The following is a 17,102-nucleotide window of genomic DNA, read 5'->3' on the forward strand; positions in this document are numbered from 1 at the left end:
TATGAAAAAACGGGACAGTGTGCCGGCCCGGATCGGGCTGGTCATGATCGCGGTGATCGGGTTGTGCGCCCTGTTGCCGCTTCGGGCCGAGGCCGCGCCCTATGCGGGCTACGTGATCGACGCGCGCAACGGCAAGGTGCTTTATTCCAACAATGCCGAGACACGGTTGCATCCGGCCTCGCTGACCAAGATGATGACGCTTTATATCGTCTTCGAGGCGGTCGAGAACGGCGAGATCGGGCTCGACGACAGGGTGACGATCTCGCGCAACGCCACCCGAGAGCCGCCAAGCAAGCTTGGCCTGCGGTCCGGACAGAAGATCGCGCTGCGCTATCTCATCCGCGCCGCGGCGGTGAAATCTGCCAACGATGCCGCAACAGCACTCGCCGAGGCGATCGAGGGATCGGTGGAACGTTTCGCGCAACGCATGAACCGCACCGCGAAATCGATGGGCATGCGGGATACCACCTTCAAGAACGCCCACGGCCTGACCCAAAGCGGTCATCTGTCGACCGCGCGCGACATGACGCTGCTGGGCCGGCAGCTGTTTTATGATTACCCGCAATATTACAACCTGTTCTCGCGGATCTCTGCGGATACGCAGGTAAGGACGGTTTATCACACCAATCGGCGGATGCTGCGCAGCTATCGCGGTGCCGACGGGATCAAGACCGGCTACACCCGCGCCGCGGGCTTTACCCTCGTGGCCAGCGCGCAGCGCGGGGGCGAGCGTATCATCGCCACGGTGTTCGGCGGCAAGTCGACCGCATCGCGCAACGCCAAGGTCGCGGAACTGCTCGACCTTGGGTTCCGCAAGGCGCCGTCTCGCGTCGCCGTCGCCCGGCCCGCGCGCCCCGCCTATCTCGGCAAGATCGGCACCGGCACGGTGCGGATCGCCGCCGGGGCCGAGCGGCCCGCGTTGGCGGCGCGCACGCGCCGCGCCGCCGTCGCGGCCGCCGTGACGCGAAGCCTGCGCCCGATGCCGCGCCCCGGATCCGAAACCGCGCCGGTGCTGGTGGCCGACAGCGACGGGATAAAGCGCGCGCTTCTTGCGGCGCAGGAGACGGCGGAAGCCGCCGGCCCGAACACACCCGTCGAGGTGGCGCAGGGCAGTGCGGGATCGGAGCTCGCCAAGGTAAGACCGGTGGTGCGCGATCAAGCCGCGGAGGCCAGCATAACGCAGGCCGTGCAGGCCGACCCGGTACAGGAGGTTGTGCGCCGTGTCTCGACCTCGGGCGGGCGGCATTGGGGAATCAATATCGGCCGCTACCCGACCGAGTACAAGGCACGCCAGGTGCTGCTTCAGACTGCGCTGACAGAGATGGCCACGCTCGACGACAGCCTGCGCAAGGTGGTCAGACGCCCGACCGGGTTCGACGCGAACTTCATGGGCATGACGCGCGATGGCGCCGATCTGGCCTGCCGCCGGTTGCAAGCCAAGCAGATCAGCTGCTTCATGATCGGGCCGGGCTGACGGGCCCGTCGAAGGTCCGATCCGAGCGCCCGGTTCGAGGCTTGAGCCCTGACATCACGACTCAGGGTTTCGGGTGGTCGTCCCAGTCATCCGAGAGGATGCGGCGGGCGTCGCCTTCGGGGTCGTCGTATTGGTTCGACTTGACCGAGTATATGAAGGCCGCGAGCCCGAGCCCCCCCAAGGTCAGCGAAATCGGGATGAGATAGGTGAGGATGTTCATCGCTTACCTCAATCGCAGTGCGTTCACTGACACGGTAACCGAACTGAGCGACATGGCCAAGGCCGCGATCAGCGGCGTGGCGAACCCGGCCACCGCGAGCGGCACGGCGATCACGTTGTAGATGGTGGCGATGCGGAAATTCTCGGTGATCCGGCGGGTGGCGGATTGCGCGGTCGTGCAGGCCGTGCCGATGGTCGACAGATCGTTGCCCAGCAAGACGATATCGGACGCCACCCGCGCCGCGTCGAGCGCCGAGGCCGGCGAAATCGACACATGCGCCGCCGCCAGCGCCGCGGTATCGTTGAGCCCGTCACCGACCATCAGCACGCGGGCGCCCTCCTGCGTGAGCGCCTCTATGCGGGCGGCCTTGTCGGCGGGCAGCGCCTCGGCGATCCAGTCGCAGATCCCCAGATGCCGCGCCAGCGCCGCGACCGCCGGCGAGGTGTCGCCAGACATCAGGATCACGCGCTTGCCCTGGCGGGTGAGCGCCGCGACGGCGTCCTCGGCGCCGGGGCGCAGCGCATCGGCGAAGGTGAAGGCGACGGGCGGCTGTTCGCCGATCTTCAGAAACGTCGCAGTTTCCGACAGGCCGCCGGCCCCAGTCCAGCCCGCGCGTCCCAGCCGCACCTCGCGCCCCGCCGCGATGCCTTTGGTACCGTATCCGGGGACTTCGGTTACGTCGTGGATCTCGGCCGGCGCGATGCCGGCCGCGCGCGCGGCCTCGCAGATCGCGCGGGCCAACGGATGCGACGAGCCTTGCGCCAGCGCCAGTGCCACCTGCACCGCCTCGGGCTGGAGCGTATCGAGATTGGTCAGGCGCGGCGTGCCGGCGGTCAGTGTGCCGGTCTTGTCGAAGACCACCGTGTCGACCTGCGCAAGCCGTTCCAGCGCCGTCTCGTGCTTGATCAGCATGCCGCGCCGGAAAAGCCGCCCCGAGGCCGCCGTGGTGACCGCCGGCACCGCCAGCCCGAGCGCACAGGGACAGGTGATGATCAGCACCGCCGCTGCGATGTTGAGCGCGGTGCGCATGTCCCACGTGTAGAGATACCAGCCCAGGAAACTGAGCCCGGCAAGGATATGCACACCCGGCGCGTAAAGCTTCGCCGCGCGGTCGGCCAGCGAGGTGTAGCGCGAGCGCCCCGATTCCGCGATCGCCACGAGGTCGGCCATGCGGTGCAACGATGTATCCGCGCCGACGGCGGTGGCGCGCACTGTCAGCGGCCCGGTCAGGTTGACCTCGCCCGCGCTGACCGCCTGCCCTTCCCCGGCGAAGACCGGAAGCGTCTCGCCGGTCAGCAAGGAGCGGTCAAGCTCTGACGTGCCGGACACGATGACACCATCGACGGGCATCCGCCCGCCCGGCGACACCCGGATCACGTCGCCCACGGCGAGGTCCGAGACGTTGACCTTGGCGTCGCCCGCCTCGGTCACCCGCGTTGCGCGCGGCACTTCCAGCGCTGTCAACTCCTCTGCGGCCGAGCGCGCGATCGCCCGCGTCCGGTGATCGAGATACCGCCCCGCCAGCAGGAAGAACGTCAGCGCCAGCGCCGCGTCGAAATAGGCATGCGCGCCCGAAAGCGCCGTTTCCCACAGCGAGGTGACGATCGCCAGCACGATGGCCAGCGTGATCGGCACATCCATGTTGAGCCGCCCCTGCCGCAGCGCCGCAGAAGCGTTGCGAAAGAACGGCATCCCGGAAAATGCGATCGCCGGTAGGGTGATCGCGGCGGAAATCCAGTGGAACATGTCGCGCGTCGCGGCCTCGGCCCCCGACCAGACAGACACCGACAGCAGCATCACGTTCATCGCGGCAAAGCCCGCCACCGCGAGGCGCATCAGCAGATCGCGGCCGGCGCGGTCGGTCGCGGTGGCGTTCAGCGTACCGGGATCAAGCTCATGCGCCGCGTATCCCAGCCCCTCGACCAGCGCGCGCATCTCTTCGGCCGTCACCTCGGGCGCGGCCTCGATGCTGGCGCGCTTCAAGGTCAGGTTGACGCGCGCCGAGATCACCCTTGGGTCGGCGTCGAGCCCGCGCTCGATCTTGGAGATGCAGGCCGCGCAATGGATCGTCGGCAGCGACAGGGCGATCTGTGCACGCGGCAGATCGCGTACGGCCTGGGCTTGCGCCGCGGGCGCGGCAGCGCAGGCCGGACAGGCTGAGGGCGCGGGGCGCATGGGGGCGGTCATTGCCTAGTCCTTGTGCAGCACGACGCGTTGCTCGAAAAGCGTGCCGTCCTTTGCGCGCGCCGTCATGCGGACGTTCCAGTTGCCCCCGGCGAGCGCCACCGGCGCGACATAGGCGGTGCCGTCGAAGCTGAAATCGGGCGTCTGATCGTCCTGCACATGCGTGGCGCGGCCGACCGTCGCGTCGAGGTCGGCGACGGCGACCGGCCGGCCCGCCTCGTCGGTGATGCGCAAGATCAGAAGGCCGCCGGTATGATCGGCCCTGACGGTCCAGCCAAGCGCCTCTTGCGCCGCCTTGCGGTCGTCGAATTCCTGGCTCGCGACATAGGAATTGCTGACCTCCAGCCCAGGAAAGGTGCGCAGCGCCGACACAGCCAGCACCAGGTTGACCCCGATGATCACGCCGAAAGCCGCCACGAATCCGATCAGCACATGCTTGCCGGTGATCTCGCGTCCTGCCATCAATCGCCCTTTCCGTTGAAGACCGTGTCCTTGTAGCTGCGCTCGCCGTTCTGCGTGTCCTCAATCCAGAGCCGCACCTCCGTGCGGTCGGACTGCGCAGGCTCCGATCCGGCGGGGGCGATCAGGTAGACGCGCTGCAACTGCATCTCGTCGGCGGGCACGGTGATCGAGCTGTAGGGCGTGCCCTCGATCTGCAGTCGGATCGCCGGGTCACCCTTCACCGACATGTTGAAGCGCCGCTCGTCGCCGTGCATGTTGCGCAGCCGCACCTCGTAGGTGTTGCGCACCGATCCATCGGCCAGAGTGACATAGGTCGGGTTGCGTACCGGGGCCACCGTCATGTCCATGTCCGAACGGATGAACAGCGCCACGACAAGGCCGACGCCGACCAGCGCCCACAGCGTCGTGTAGAGCACCGTCCGCGGTCGGAAGACGTGTTTCCAGACCGGTTTCGGCGGATGGCCCGCGCGCTCGCGCTGCTCGTCGGTCAGCGCCATGTAATCGATCAGGCCCCGCGGCTTGCCGATCCGTTCCATCACCTCGTCGCAGGCGTCGATGCAGAGCGCGCAGGTGATGCATTCCATCTGCTGGCCGTCGCGTATGTCGATGCCAACGGGGCAGACATTGACGCAGGCCATGCAATCGATGCAGTCGCCCTGCGGCGCGCCGTTCTTCACCTCTTCGGAGTGCTTGCGCGGCTCTCCGCGCCATTCGCGATAGGCGACGGTCAGCGTGTCCTCGTCCATCATCGCCGCCTGGATGCGCGGCCACGGGCAGGCATAGATGCAGATCTGTTCGCGGGCGAAGCCGCCGAAGAAGAAGGTCGTCGCGGTAAGGATGGCGATGGTGGTATAGGCGATCGGGTGCGCGTTCAGCGTGAAGAGCTCGCCCAGCAGTGTCGGCGCATCGGCGAAATAGAACACCCAGGCGCCACCCGTGGCCACCGCGATCAGCAGCCATGTCGCCCATTTCACCAGCCGCAGCCTTATCTTGCGCATGTTCCAGCCCTGCCGGTGGAGGCGCAGGCGGGCATTGCGGTCGCCCTCGATCCAGCGCTCGACGGTGATGAAGAGATCCGTCCAGACGGTCTGCGGGCAGGCATAGCCGCACCAGACCCGGCCGAGCGCGGAGGTGAAGAGGAAAAGCCCCAGCCCCGCCATGATCAGCAGACCGGCGACGAAGTAGAATTCGTGCGGCCAGATCTCGATCCAGAAGAAGAAGAAACGACGTTCCGCGAGATCCAGCAGCACGGCCTGGTCGGGCAGGTTCGGACCGCGGTCCCAGCGGATCCACGGCGTGATGTAGTAGATCCCCAGCGTGACGATCATGATCGCCCATTTGAGGTTGCGGAACGAGCCGCGGACCTTCTTGGGAAAGATCGGCTCGCGCGCGGCGTAAAGGGAAGGGGGCGCGGTCGGCTGGGTGTCGCTCAAGGCACGTCTCCGGTATGCTGAACATATTGGGCCGAGGTTTCGCAGGACCACTGCCGACGGGCCTTGACCTGCATCAATTGATGAATCCTTGACCTATCATTTCGGATCGGCTCATCCCTCACGGCCCTGCTTATCAACTAAGCTTTCGCACCCGCGCGGCGCAGCCCCTGCGACATTCCGTCTCTCCGGCGGCTCGGGGTCTCTCAGAGAGCCCTTTGCCCCCGGTCGAACGGCGTATCCCGGCCCGCGGGAGCGATTATTCGCCACCGCCAAGCTGATGGACGTAGACGGCCACCGCGCGCACCTCGGCCTCGGACAGACGCACGTTCCAGGGGGGCATGACGCCGTAGCGGCTGTATCTCACCGTCTCCGTGATCGTTTCGTAATCGCCGCCGTATAGCCAGATCTGATCGTTGAGTGCCGGGGCACCGAGATCCGTGTTGCCACTGCCATCTTCCATGTGACACGCTGCGCAATTGTTCATGAACAGTTCCTCGCCCGCCGCAGCGGCCTCGGAATCGCGGGGCTCGCCGGACAGCGACATCACGTAGTTGACGACCTGATCGATTTCCTCGTCCTCGAACATGTCGTCATAGGCCGGCATCTGCGAATAGCGCGCGTCGGGGTCGTCCTCGTTGCGGATGCCATGCGCGATGGTGTACCGGATCTCGTCAAGGGTTCCGCCCCACAGCCAGTGATTGTCGAGCAGGTTGGGATAGCCACCCGCCTGCACGCCCGCCGCGCCCGAGCCGTGGCACTGCGCACACCATGTCTGGAACACCGAGGCGCCCGCCGAAACGGCGTAATCGTTCAGATCGGCGTTATCGGGTATCGCCGTCAGATCGGCCGACACGAGCCGTTCGTTGATCTCGGCGTTGGCGGCCTCGGCTTCTTCGATTTTCTGTGCCACGTTTGAGCGCGTCGACCAGTCCTTGTAGCCCTCTGTCGCGCCCTGCACCAGAGGCCAGGCCGGATACGCGATGACGTACCAGATCCCCCACACGATGGTCGCGTAGAAGATCCAGAGCCACCAGCGTGGCATCGGGTTGTCGTATTCCTCGATCCCGTCCCAGGAATGGCCTGTGGTCTTGGGCTCTGCGGGCTTGCCCCGGCGCCGGTTCTTGGGATCCGGGTAGTGGCGCTCGGCCGGCTTGATCTTGTTGTCCGGCGATTTGTTCTTGTCGGATACCATCAGCGGTCCTCCTCGCCCTTCTCGCCGTCTTTGTCGGGAGCGGGCCTGTCTTCATGACGGAACGGTATGTTGGACGGGTCTTCGTATTTCTTGCGCGCGCCGGGGCGGAACACCCACGCCACCACGCCGATGAAGAACAGGAACAGCACCAGCAACATCCAGCTATCGGCGAATTGGCGCAGCATCGAATAGGTTTCCATTGCCTTGCCTTCCTTAACGGCTGGGATCCGGGGTGAAGGTCGAGAAATCGACCAGCGTGCCCAGCATCTGCAGGTAGGCGATCAGCGCGTCGGTCTCCGAAATCCCCGGCTGCCCGTCGAAGTTGCGGGTCTGTGCCTTGGGATAGCGCGAAAGAAGACCGTCGTGATCGGCATCCGGATCGGCCTGCGCGCGGAAATCGGCGCGCGCGTTATCGATCATTTCGTCCGTATATGGCACGCCGACAAACGCGTCGGTACGTAGCCTGTCTTCGATATACGTGGCGTCGAGGATCCGGTTTTCAAGAAACCCGTATTTGGGCATCACCGATTCCGGCACCACCGATTGCGGATCGCGCAGGTGGTCGACATGCCAGTCATCCGAATAGCGCCCGCCAACGCGCGCCAGATCCGGCCCGGTGCGCTTGGACCCCCACTGGAACGGGTGGTCGTATTTCGATTCCGCGGCGAGGGAATAATGCCCGTAGCGCTCAACCTCGTCCCGCATCGCGCGAACCATCTGGCTGTGACAGACGTAGCAGCCCTCGCGCACGTAGACATCGCGGCCGGTCAGTTCCAGCGGCGAATACGGGCGCATCCCCTCGACATCCTCGATCGTGTTCTCCAGCCAGAATAGCGGGGCGATCTGCACGATCCCCCCGATGCTGACCACCAGGAAGGCGAAGATCGCAAGAAGGGTGATGTTCTTCTCGAGGATCGCGTGCTTGTCCAGAATTGCCATCTATCCGGACCTCCTTATTCAGCCGGGACTGCGCTGTTCACGGGCGCAACGGCCGGCGAACGTTTCACAGTCATCCAGAGGTTGTAGACCATGATGATCGCCCCCGACAGGTAAAGCACCCCGCCCAGTCCGCGCACCACGTACATCGGGAACTTGGCCGCGACGGTATCGGCGAAGGAATTCACCAGAAAGCCGTTGGCGTCCACCTCGCGCCACATCAGGCCCTCCATGATGCCGGTCACCCACATCGAGGCGGCGTAGAGGATGATCCCGATCGTCGCCAGCCAGAAATGCCAGTTCACCATGCTCAGGCTATACAGCCGCTCGCGATTCCACAGCTTGGGCACGAGGAAATAGAGCGCGCCGAAGGTGATCATGCCGTTCCAGCCAAGCGCGCCGGAATGCACGTGCCCGATCGTCCAGTCGGTGTAATGGCTCAGCGAATTGACCGCGCGGATCGACATCATCGGCCCTTCGAAGGTGGCCATGCCGTAGAACCCGACCGAGATCACCATCATGCGTATGATCGGGTCGGTGCGCAGCTTGTCCCAGGCCCCCGACAGCGTCATCAGCCCGTTGATCATCCCGCCCCAGGACGGCATCCACAACACGATCGAGAACACCATGCCGAGAGTCGTGGCCCAGTCGGGAAGTGCTGTGTAATGCAGGTGGTGCGGACCGGCCCAGATATACAGGAAGATCAGCGCCCAGAAGTGGATGATCGACAGCTTGTAGCTGTAGACCGGGCGTTCCGCCTGCTTGGGCACGAAATAGTACATCATGCCAAGGAACCCGGCGGTCAGGAAGAAGCCGACGGCGTTGTGCCCGTACCACCATTGCGTCATGGCGTCCTGCACGCCCGAGAAAAGCGCGACGGATTTCGATCCGAAGACCGAGACCGGAACGCTCAGGTTGTTGACTACATGCAACATCGCCACGGTGATGATGAAGGCCAGGTAAAACCAGTTGGCGACGTAGATATGGGGCTCGCGGCGCTTGACGATGGTCCCGAGGAACACCGCCAGGTAAGACACCCAGACGACCGTCAACCACCAGTCGGCGTACCATTCCGGCTCGGCATATTCGCGCGACTGGGTCGAGCCCAGCACATACCCGCTGGCGGCGAGCACGATGAAAAGCTGGTAGCCCCAGAACACGAACCACGCGAGATTGCCGCCCCAGAGCCGCGCTGCGCTGGTGCGCTGCACCACGTAGAACGACGTCGCGATCAGGGCGTTGCCGCCGAAGGCAAAGATCACGGCCGACGTGTGAAGGGGCCGCAAGCGGCCGAAATTGAGATATCCCTGCGCCCATTCGAAATTGAGCTGCGGAAAGGCAAGCTGAAACGCGATCCACGTGCCGGCGAGAAAGCCGACCAGCGCCCAGAGACAGGTCGCGACCACTCCAGCACGGACCACGCCGTCCATGTATTCGCCCGACAGGTCGCCCTGTGGCGCGACCGGCTCATCGGTGTTGCGCAGCACCCACAGGAAAAGCCCGCCGGCGACAAGCGCCACGGTCAGCGCATTCACCAGATAAGCGAGATCGCGCGCGTAATTGGCAGCGATCAACGCGCAGAGCGTGATCACACCAAGCACGATCAGCTTGATATAGTTCGTCATGTTGCGTTCCTTCGTCTCTTGTCACACCTGCCGCGCCGGCCGGCTCCCCTGACCGCGGTGATCCCGTGTCCCATGGCGGCTCCAGCATCGCGGATCCTTGATCTGTGTCAATAAAGACCCGACCGGAAGTTGATCCGCGTCAAAGCACCACGGGGCAACTGTCCCTTATGCTCGTGTTCAAAGCAACAAGGCAACTCCGCTGAAGGATCGCGACATGACGTTCAAGACCATCTTCACCGTTCTGACAGACGAGGCGCTCGTCGAGGAAACGTTGACCCACGCCACCGCGACCGCGGCAGCGCATGATGCGCATCTGGAGGTGCTCTGCCTCGGCGTGGATCGCAGCCAGTCGGGATACTACTACGCCGGCGCAAGCGCCATCGTGCTGCAGGAAACCATCTCCCGCGCCCAGGACGAGGCCGAGGCGATCGAGACGCGCGCCCGCAAGATCCTCGGCGAGGGCAACCTGCGCTGGAACACCGAAGCCGGCGTCAGCCAGCTCGCCGATCTGGGGCGTCACGTCGCCGCACATGCGCGGTTCTCGGACATGGTCGTGCTGCCGCAGCCCTATGGCGAGGGGCGCGGCGCAGAGCTCGAGCCGGTCACCGAATCGGCGCTTTTCGAGGGGCGCACCCCGGTGCTGATCGCCCCGGCGGATTGCCGGCCTGTGCCACGCCCGTCGCGTATCCTGCTGGGCTGGAACGAAAGCAGCGAGGCACTCGGTGCGCTGCGTGCGGCGCTTCCGTTGATGCGCGCGGCGGACGTGGTGCATGTGGTGGTGATCGACCCGCCCAGTCACGGACCCGAACGCTCGGATCCCGGCGGCGCGGTGGCGCAATATCTCTCGCGCCACGGCGTCAAGGTCGAGGTCGACGTGCTCGCGAAAACCCTGCCGCGGATCTCGGACGTCCTGATGCGCCACGCGGGCGACATGCATGCCGACATGGTGGTGATGGGCGCCTACGGCCATTCGCGCTTTCGCGAGGCGATCTTCGGCGGCGCCACTCGCTACATGCTGGAGAATGCGACCCTGCCGGTCTTCATGGCGCATTGATCGCTACGCCGGGACAGTCACGGGCCGACCCGAAAGACGCCGCTCATGTCGGTGAGAAATTCCTCGAGTTTTAGGGAAATTGGCCGAAGATTTCTTGGGGACATGCGCAGGCATTAATCCCGTCTTAATAAACTTCGCGCTGCATGATGGGTGAGGTTGGCGGGGCTAGGTCCCGACGACTGCTCTGACTGGAAGGAGCGGGCAAGTGAAGATAGGCAGGATCCCGAGGATGTCCGGAATGTCGCAACGGCTGATGGCCGACACGAAAGGCGGCGTCGCGATCACCGTCGCCTTGTCTCTTCCGGTCATCCTGGGATTCGGCGCCCTGGCGGTCGAATACAGCACAGCCCTTCTGACCAGGGCAGAGAACCAGCGCATTTCCGATATCGCGGCCTATGCCGCGGCCTCGGAGTACAAAAAGAACGTGTCCGCCGATCCGCAGACCCGCGTCGCCGCCGCCAATACCGCGGCAGGATCGGTGGCCACCCTGAACGGCGTGTCAACGGGGGTAACGGTCAGTTTCGACGACCCGGCAAACGCAACGCATGTCGACGTGGTCATCACCGAGGACAAGCCGATCCTGCTGTCACGACTGGTAAGTCGGATCGACAGCCTGACCATCAACACCACGTCGCGGGTGTCGCTGGCCGAGGCCGGCGGTTTCAAGGCCTGCCTTGTCGCTCTCGACCCTTCGGCAGCGACCGGCGTACGCGTGGATGGCAGCCCTGCCGGGGCCTATGACCTCACCGGTTGCGGGATCGGCGCGAATGCCGAAATCGCCGTCAACGGCTCGGCGGCCATTCCCACCAAATGTGCTGCGCCAAGCTTCAAGAAGGCCAATTCATGCGACGAGGAGACCCAACAGAGCGGATTCACGGATCCGTTCGCCGGTGTCACCAACTGGCCGTACAACGCATCCGATGATGCAGTGTGCGACTTGACCGGCAAGTTTCCCGACGATTTTCTGGCCAAGGGTGGCGGCAAAGGTGGAAAGAACGGCGAGGAAACGCTTGAACCAGGGGTGTTATGTGTGACCTCCGCGCCGAAGAAGAACTTCGGCTCCGTCGCGTCCGACGTGGATGGCAGCGGGAACACCCTAATCATTGCGGCTGACGTGGATTTCACGATGCGGGGCAATGCAACCCTTTCCATCAAGCCTCAGGAAAGCGGCGCCCTGGCCGGGGTTGCGATCTACGCGCCCGGCTCAGAGGTTGATCTGGGCGGAACGCCGGATTTCTCGAAACATGGTCTGGGATGTCTTGGTCTCGTGGCTGGATCCTGGAGGTTCGGTGGCAACGTGACGGTAAACGCCGAATGCGCCAAGGACGACATCAATTTCGACGCGGCCGGGATTGGTGCGGGCGATCGCCCCCGCCTCGTGCGGTAGGATCCGGCCAGCCCATGAACGATTATGCAGGTTCGGGCACCCCTCCGCCGGCCTGATCCCGCCCCGCTCTCCCGGTAGGCGTCTCAGGCCGGCAGGCCGCCATCGCTGTCGTCGCCTGCCTCTTCCAGCAGGCGGTTGAAATCCGGGATCGTCACCCGCCGCTTGCCTTCCAGCGAGATCACGTTGTCTCGCTTGAGCGCCGAGATCTGGCGGCTGACCGTCTCCAGCGTCAGACCGAGGTAATCGGCCATAGCCTCGCGCGTCAGCGGCAGATCGACGGTAAGCGGCCCGCGGCGGCCCTGCATGCCGATCGCCGCGTCGCGCCGTGCGATGATCGCGATCAGCGACGCGATCTTCTCGCGCGCCGTCTTGCGCCCGAGCACCAGCATCCATTCGCGCGCCGCGTCCAGTTCGTCGAGTGTCATCTCCAGAAGCCGCTGCGAGATATGCGGCGTGCGCACCATCATCTCCTCGAACGGCTTCTTGCGAAAGCAGCACATCACGATATCGGTGGTCGCCACCACGTCATAGGCGGCGCAGGCCCGCCCCGGACGTCCGACAAAGTCGCTGGGCAACAACAGCCCGACCATCTGCCGTCGTCCATCCTCCATTGTCTGGGTCAGCGTGGCGATACCTGTGACCAGCGATCCGACGAAGTCCATCCTGTCGCCCGACCAGATCACCGTCTGGCCGGCCTCGAACCGCCGATAATACTTGATCTGGTCGAGCTTCTCGAGCTCGTCCGCCTCGCAGCGCGCGCAGACCGCGCGATGACGGATCGGACACTCGCTGCATTCGGGCGGCATCTCAAACTTGGGATCGTTCAGCATCGGCACGTCTTTCGCGATTTTTGATCTGGGTCAAGGAACGGCACCCGCCTGTTACGCAGGGTAGACACATGAACACGCAAACACAATTCGGCAAGCTGGGTCTCTTCGACGCCAAGGTTCCCCGCTACACGAGCTACCCGACCGCGCCGCATTTCAACGGCGCCGCAGAGCCCACGCAACTTAGCACCTGGATCGGATCCGTACCAGAGGGCGCGCATATATCTCTATACGTGCATGTCCCGTTCTGTCGCCGACTGTGCTGGTTCTGCGCCTGCCGCACGCAGGGCACGCAAAGCGACCGGCCGGTGCTGGCCTATCTCGACACGCTGAAGGCTGAGATCGCCATGCTCGGCCGCGCCCTGCCCCGCGGCGTGCGCCTGTCGCGGCTGCATTGGGGCGGCGGTACGCCCACGCTTCTGCAACCCGGCATGATGGAGGACTTGGCCGGTGCCATTCGCGACATCGCGCCTTTCACCGAAGACACCGAGTTCTCGGTCGAGATCGACCCGAACGAGATCGACGCACCGCGTCTCGATGCGCTGGCCGCGGCCGGCATGACGCGTGCCTCGATCGGTGTGCAGGATTTCGACGAAGAGATCCAGAAAAGCATCGGCCGCATCCAGGGCTACGACATCACCCGCAGGGCCGCCGACGAGATTCGCGCACGCGGCGTCTCCAGCCTCAACGCCGACATCCTCTACGGTCTGCCTTACCAGACCGGCGAGCGGATCACCGAAAGCGTGCAGAAATTGCTGTCGCTCGATCCGGATCGCGTGGCGCTTTACGGCTATGCGCATGTGCCGTGGATGGCCAAGCGCCAGCAGATGATCCCGTCCGAGGCGCTGCCGACCCCGCAAGAGCGGCTGGCGCTGTTCGAGACCGCGCGCCGCCTGTTTCTTTGGGACGGCTACGACGAGATCGGGATCGATCATTTCGCCACCCGCGCCGACGGTCTGAGCATCGCGCAGAAGACCGGTCGCTTGAGACGCAATTTCCAAGGCTATACCGACGATCAGGCCGACGTGCTGATCGGTCTGGGGGCCTCGTCGATTTCGCGGTTTCCGCAGGGCTACGCGCAGAATGCGTCCGCGACCGGCGCCTATACCGCGGCGATCCGCGACGGGCGGTTCGCCACCGCGCGGGGGCATGTATTCTCGGACGCCGACCGGCTGCGCGGGCGGATGATCGAGGCGCTGATGTGCGACTTCCGCATTGATGCCGCCGAGATCACCCGCGATTTCGACATCTCGCCCGAGGCGCTTCATGCCCTGCTGTCGGAGGTGGATCAGGCCTTTGACGGCCACCTCAACCTAGACGAGGACGGGCTGAGCATCCCGCGCGCCGCCCGACCCCTGACACGCATGATCGCACGAGCTCTGGATACCTACGAGATGAGCGAACAGGGTCACAGCTCAGCGATCTGACCGGACTGCCGCTGTCGATCCCGTGTTTCTTCTGGCCCGAAATATCCCAGGGATGCGGGGCAGCGCCCCACCAGTTCAGCCGGCATCGGGCGTGTCCCGCCCCTCCAGAGATGCCTCGAGCAGCGTTTGCGCATAGGCCGTCTGCGGCGCGGTGAACAGGGCCTCGGCCGTGCCCGCCTCGACGACATCGCCATCCTTCATCACGATGACTCGGTGGCTCATCGCGCGCACCACGTGTAGGTCGTGGCTGATGAACAGGTAGGCAAGCCCATATTTCACCTGCAGATCGCGCAACAGATCGACGATCTGCACCTGCACCGTCATGTCCAAGGCACTTGTCGGCTCGTCCAGAACCACCAGCTTGGGGCGCAGGATCATCGCGCGGGCGATCGCGATGCGCTGTCGCTGCCCGCCTGAGAACTCGTGCGGGTAGCGGTCCATCATGGCGGGGATCAGGCCCACCTCGGCCATAACCTCGGCGACCAGCTCGCGCTCTGGGCGGCCGTCGGGATTGCCATGCACGCCCAGCCCCTCGGCGATGATCTGCGCGGCCGTCATGCGTGGGCTGAGGCTGCCGAACGGATCCTGGAAGACGATCTGCATTTCACTGCGCCGCTTGCGCAATTGCCGCGTGGACCAGCCATTCACATCCTGGCCGACAAAGCTGATCCGGCCCTCGGACGCGACCAACCGCATGATCGCCAGTGCCAGCGTGGTCTTGCCCGACCCGCTTTCGCCGACGATGCCCACGGTCTCTCCGGCGCGCACGCTCAGCGTGGCGGCGTTAACCGCCTTGACGTGGCCGACCGTACGCTTCAGCAATCCCTTGTGGATCGGAAACCAGACGCGCAGGTCTTCGGTCTCGGCCACCACCGGCGCGTCACCACGCACCGGGGCAGGCACACCTACCGATTGGGCACTGAGCAGCTTTTTCGTGTAGGCGTGTTGCGGCGACGCAAAGATCGTGTCCACGGGTCCCGCCTCGACGATTTCGCCTTCCTGCATCACGCAGACCTTGTCGGCGATGCGCCGCACGATCCCGAGGTCGTGGGTGATGAACAAAAGCCCCATCCCCTCGTCGCGCTTCAGCGCGCCCAGAAGATCGAGGATCTGCGCCTGGATCGTCACATCCAGCGCGGTTGTCGGCTCGTCGGCGATCAGGATGTCAGGCTTGTTGGCCAGCGCCATGGCGATCATCACCCGCTGGCGCTGCCCGCCCGAAAGCTGATGCGGATAGGCGTTCAGACGGCCCGCTGCCTCGCGGATGCCGACGCGCTCCAGCAGATCCACGATGCGGTCGCGAGCGGGCTTGCCAGTGAGACCCTGGTGCAGTTCAAGGCTTTCGCGCAACTGCTTTTCGAGCGTGTGCAGTGGGTTCAGTGACGTCATCGGCTCCTGGAAGATGAAGCTGATATCGTTGCCGCGCACCTGCCGCAGCCGCTTGTCGCTGGCGCCGATCATCTCCTGGCCGTCATAGGTGACGCTGCCGGTCACCTCGGCAGCCCCCCCCAGAAGCGACACGGTGGAGAGCGCGGTGACGGATTTGCCCGACCCCGACTCGCCAACCAGCGCCACGGTCTCGCCGCGATCGAGGCTGAAGGACACGCCCTTGACGGCCGGGATCACCCGCCCGTCCTGCCGGAACCCCACCGCCAGATCGCGCACTTCGAGCACACTCATTGAAAGGTCTTTCTGGGATCGAACGCGTCTCGCACCCCCTCGAAGATGAACACCAGAAGCGATAGCATGATGGCGAAGGCGAAGAACGCGGTGAAGGCCAGCCACGGCGCCTGCAGGTTCTGCTTGGCCTGCAAGGTCAGCTCGCCAAGACTGGGCGACGAGGACGGCAGACCGAAGCCCAGGAAATCGAGCCCCGCCAGAAGCGAGATCGTCCCGGTGATCACGAAGGGCAGCATGGTCAGCGTCGCGACCATCGCATTGGGCAGCATGTGCCGGAACATGATCGTCAGGTTGCCGACGCCAAGCGCCTTGGCCGCGCGCACGTATTCGAGGTTTCGCGCGCGCAGGAACTCGGCGCGTACCACGCCCACCAGCGCCATCCAGCCGAACAGCACGGTGATCACCACCAGCAGCCAGAAACTGCGCGGCAGGATCGCGAAGAGAATGATGATCACGTAAAGCTGCGGGGTCGAGGCCCAGATCTCGATGATCCGCTGGAAGAAGAGATCGGTCTTGCCACCGAAATAGCCCTGCACGGCACCCGCGAAGATCCCGATCACCGACGACAGGAAGGTCACGATCAGCGTGAACAGCACCGACAGCCGGAACCCGTAGATCACCCGCGCCAGCACGTCGCGCTTGGTGTCGTCGGTGCCCAGCCAGTTCTGCGCATTGGGCGGCAGCGGCGCAGCCCCGTCGCGGTCCACGGTGGTGTCGTAGCTGTAGGGAATGATCGGCCAGATCGCCCAGCCCTCACTGATCTCGCTGCCATCCACGACACCGTCCTCGGCATCGGCCATCACGCCTTCGGGGTCGTCGAAACACGTGTCCAAGCCGCCCGAGACGATCAGGCATTGCACCTCGGGGTCGCGGTAGATCGCCTCGGTCTGGAAATCGCCGCCGAACGCGGTCTCGGGATAGAACTGGAAGATCGGCGCGTAGAACTCGCCGCGATACTGGATCAGGATCGGCTTGTCATTGGCCACGAACTCGGCAAACAGCGTGATGGTGAAGATCACCGAGAACACGATCAGCGACCAGAAGGCCCTGCCGTTGCGACGGAAATTGCGCCAACGGCGCTGGTTCAGCGGCGACAGCCGGAACATACCGGGGTTTCTTCTCGCCTCGAACACCTCGGGGGCGTCGTCACCTTCCGGCGACGGGGGCAGCGCCCCCTCGGCACGGTCGTGATCATCGCGCA

General features: G+C 64.8%; 15 protein-coding genes. 4 read left to right on the forward strand and 11 right to left on the reverse strand.

Going from position 1 to position 17,102, the window contains the following annotated elements:
- Position 1 precedes the first annotated feature (1 nt).
- A complete protein-coding gene (locus V8324_RS06770) occupies positions 2-1,474 on the forward strand; it encodes a D-alanyl-D-alanine carboxypeptidase family protein (RefSeq protein ID WP_336419169.1) in 1,473 nt (490 codons plus the stop codon).
- Between the two features lie 61 nt (positions 1,475-1,535).
- Here V8324_RS06770 and ccoS read toward each other — a convergent pair whose 3' ends face one another.
- The 8 genes from ccoS to ccoN form a co-directional block, all read right to left on the reverse strand.
- The gene (ccoS, locus tag V8324_RS06775; RefSeq protein WP_336419170.1) at positions 1,536-1,694 is read right to left on the reverse strand and encodes a cbb3-type cytochrome oxidase assembly protein CcoS; all 159 of its coding nucleotides are present in this window, start codon (positions 1,692-1,694) and stop codon (positions 1,536-1,538) included.
- A gap of 3 nt (positions 1,695-1,697) precedes the next feature.
- Positions 1,698-3,881, reverse strand: coding sequence for a heavy metal translocating P-type ATPase (locus tag V8324_RS06780; protein ID WP_336419171.1), 2,184 nt, complete (start codon positions 3,879-3,881; stop codon positions 1,698-1,700).
- Positions 3,882-3,884: 3 nt separating this feature from the next.
- The gene (locus V8324_RS06785) at positions 3,885-4,340 is read right to left on the reverse strand and encodes a FixH family protein (RefSeq protein ID WP_336419172.1); all 456 of its coding nucleotides are present in this window, start codon (positions 4,338-4,340) and stop codon (positions 3,885-3,887) included.
- Entirely contained in the window at positions 4,340-5,773 is a 1,434-nt protein-coding gene (gene ccoG / locus V8324_RS06790; RefSeq protein ID WP_336419173.1) for a cytochrome c oxidase accessory protein CcoG, read from the reverse strand. The genes V8324_RS06785 and ccoG overlap by 1 nt, the downstream gene beginning before the upstream one ends.
- Before the next feature lie 256 nt (positions 5,774-6,029).
- Entirely contained in the window at positions 6,030-6,965 is a 936-nt protein-coding gene (gene ccoP, locus V8324_RS06795; RefSeq protein WP_336419174.1) for a cytochrome-c oxidase, cbb3-type subunit III, read from the reverse strand.
- Positions 6,965-7,165: a cbb3-type cytochrome c oxidase subunit 3 gene (locus tag V8324_RS06800; RefSeq protein WP_336419175.1), complete on the reverse strand. Its 201-nt coding sequence runs from the start codon at positions 7,163-7,165 to the stop codon at positions 6,965-6,967. The genes ccoP and V8324_RS06800 overlap by 1 nt, the downstream gene beginning before the upstream one ends.
- Before the next feature lie 13 nt (positions 7,166-7,178).
- Positions 7,179-7,904: a cytochrome-c oxidase, cbb3-type subunit II gene (gene ccoO / locus V8324_RS06805; protein ID WP_336419176.1), complete on the reverse strand. Its 726-nt coding sequence runs from the start codon at positions 7,902-7,904 to the stop codon at positions 7,179-7,181.
- Positions 7,905-7,918: 14 nt separating this feature from the next.
- Positions 7,919-9,526, reverse strand: a complete 1,608-nt coding sequence (gene ccoN, locus V8324_RS06810; RefSeq protein WP_336419177.1) for a cytochrome-c oxidase, cbb3-type subunit I — start codon at positions 9,524-9,526, stop codon at positions 7,919-7,921.
- Between the two features lie 214 nt (positions 9,527-9,740).
- Between ccoN and V8324_RS06815 the strand changes: the two genes are divergently transcribed.
- Positions 9,741-10,580 carry a universal stress protein gene (locus tag V8324_RS06815; protein ID WP_336419178.1) on the forward strand — a complete coding sequence of 280 codons (840 nt, stop codon included), beginning with the start codon at positions 9,741-9,743 and terminating at the stop codon, positions 10,578-10,580.
- 238 nt (positions 10,581-10,818) lie between these two features.
- Positions 10,819-11,967, forward strand: a complete 1,149-nt coding sequence (locus tag V8324_RS06820; protein ID WP_336419179.1) for a pilus assembly protein TadG-related protein — start codon at positions 10,819-10,821, stop codon at positions 11,965-11,967.
- An 83-nt stretch (positions 11,968-12,050) separates the two neighbouring features.
- Here the strand turns inward: V8324_RS06820 and fnrL are convergent, their stop codons facing one another.
- Positions 12,051-12,797 carry a transcriptional regulator FnrL gene (gene fnrL / locus V8324_RS06825; protein ID WP_336419180.1) on the reverse strand — a complete coding sequence of 249 codons (747 nt, stop codon included), beginning with the start codon at positions 12,795-12,797 and terminating at the stop codon, positions 12,051-12,053.
- A 68-nt stretch (positions 12,798-12,865) separates the two neighbouring features.
- Between fnrL and hemN the strand changes: the two genes are divergently transcribed.
- Complete coding sequence (hemN, locus tag V8324_RS06830; RefSeq protein WP_336419181.1) at positions 12,866-14,221, forward strand: oxygen-independent coproporphyrinogen III oxidase; 1,356 nt, start codon at positions 12,866-12,868, stop codon at positions 14,219-14,221.
- A 75-nt stretch (positions 14,222-14,296) separates the two neighbouring features.
- Here the strand turns inward: hemN and V8324_RS06835 are convergent, their stop codons facing one another.
- Both V8324_RS06835 and V8324_RS06840 read right to left on the reverse strand, forming a co-directional pair.
- Complete coding sequence (locus V8324_RS06835; protein ID WP_336419182.1) at positions 14,297-15,901, reverse strand: ABC transporter ATP-binding protein; 1,605 nt, start codon at positions 15,899-15,901, stop codon at positions 14,297-14,299.
- Positions 15,898-17,007 carry an ABC transporter permease gene (locus tag V8324_RS06840; RefSeq protein WP_336419197.1) on the reverse strand — a complete coding sequence of 370 codons (1,110 nt, stop codon included), beginning with the start codon at positions 17,005-17,007 and terminating at the stop codon, positions 15,898-15,900. Before V8324_RS06840 ends, V8324_RS06835 begins: the two co-directional genes overlap by 4 nt.
- Positions 17,008-17,102: the final 95 nt, after the last annotated feature.

It is taken from the genome of Roseovarius sp. D22-M7 (assembly GCF_037083785.1).
Taxonomy (GTDB): Bacteria; Pseudomonadota; Alphaproteobacteria; order Rhodobacterales; family Rhodobacteraceae; genus Roseovarius.

Bases quoted from the DNA above. Each gene is read 5' to 3' on its own strand.
- V8324_RS06770 (WP_336419169.1), top strand. From the start codon at position 2: ATGAAAAAACGGGACAGTGTGCCGGCCCGGATCGGGCTGGTCATGATC.
- ccoS (WP_336419170.1), bottom strand. From the start codon at position 1,694: ATGAACATCCTCACCTATCTCATCCCGATTTCGCTGACCTTGGGGGGG.
- V8324_RS06780 (WP_336419171.1), bottom strand. From the start codon at position 3,881: ATGACCGCCCCCATGCGCCCCGCGCCCTCAGCCTGTCCGGCCTGCGCT.
- V8324_RS06785 (WP_336419172.1), bottom strand. From the start codon at position 4,340: ATGGCAGGACGCGAGATCACCGGCAAGCATGTGCTGATCGGATTCGTG.
- ccoP (WP_336419174.1), bottom strand. From the start codon at position 6,965: ATGGTATCCGACAAGAACAAATCGCCGGACAACAAGATCAAGCCGGCC.
- V8324_RS06800 (WP_336419175.1), bottom strand. From the start codon at position 7,165: ATGGAAACCTATTCGATGCTGCGCCAATTCGCCGATAGCTGGATGTTG.
- ccoO (WP_336419176.1), bottom strand. From the start codon at position 7,904: ATGGCAATTCTGGACAAGCACGCGATCCTCGAGAAGAACATCACCCTT.
- ccoN (WP_336419177.1), bottom strand. From the start codon at position 9,526: ATGACGAACTATATCAAGCTGATCGTGCTTGGTGTGATCACGCTCTGC.
- V8324_RS06815 (WP_336419178.1), top strand. From the start codon at position 9,741: ATGACGTTCAAGACCATCTTCACCGTTCTGACAGACGAGGCGCTCGTC.
- V8324_RS06820 (WP_336419179.1), top strand. From the start codon at position 10,819: ATGTCGCAACGGCTGATGGCCGACACGAAAGGCGGCGTCGCGATCACC.
- fnrL (WP_336419180.1), bottom strand. From the start codon at position 12,797: ATGCTGAACGATCCCAAGTTTGAGATGCCGCCCGAATGCAGCGAGTGT.
- hemN (WP_336419181.1), top strand. From the start codon at position 12,866: ATGAACACGCAAACACAATTCGGCAAGCTGGGTCTCTTCGACGCCAAG.
- V8324_RS06835 (WP_336419182.1), bottom strand. From the start codon at position 15,901: ATGAGTGTGCTCGAAGTGCGCGATCTGGCGGTGGGGTTCCGGCAGGAC.
- V8324_RS06840 (WP_336419197.1), bottom strand. From the start codon at position 17,007: ATGTTCCGGCTGTCGCCGCTGAACCAGCGCCGTTGGCGCAATTTCCGT.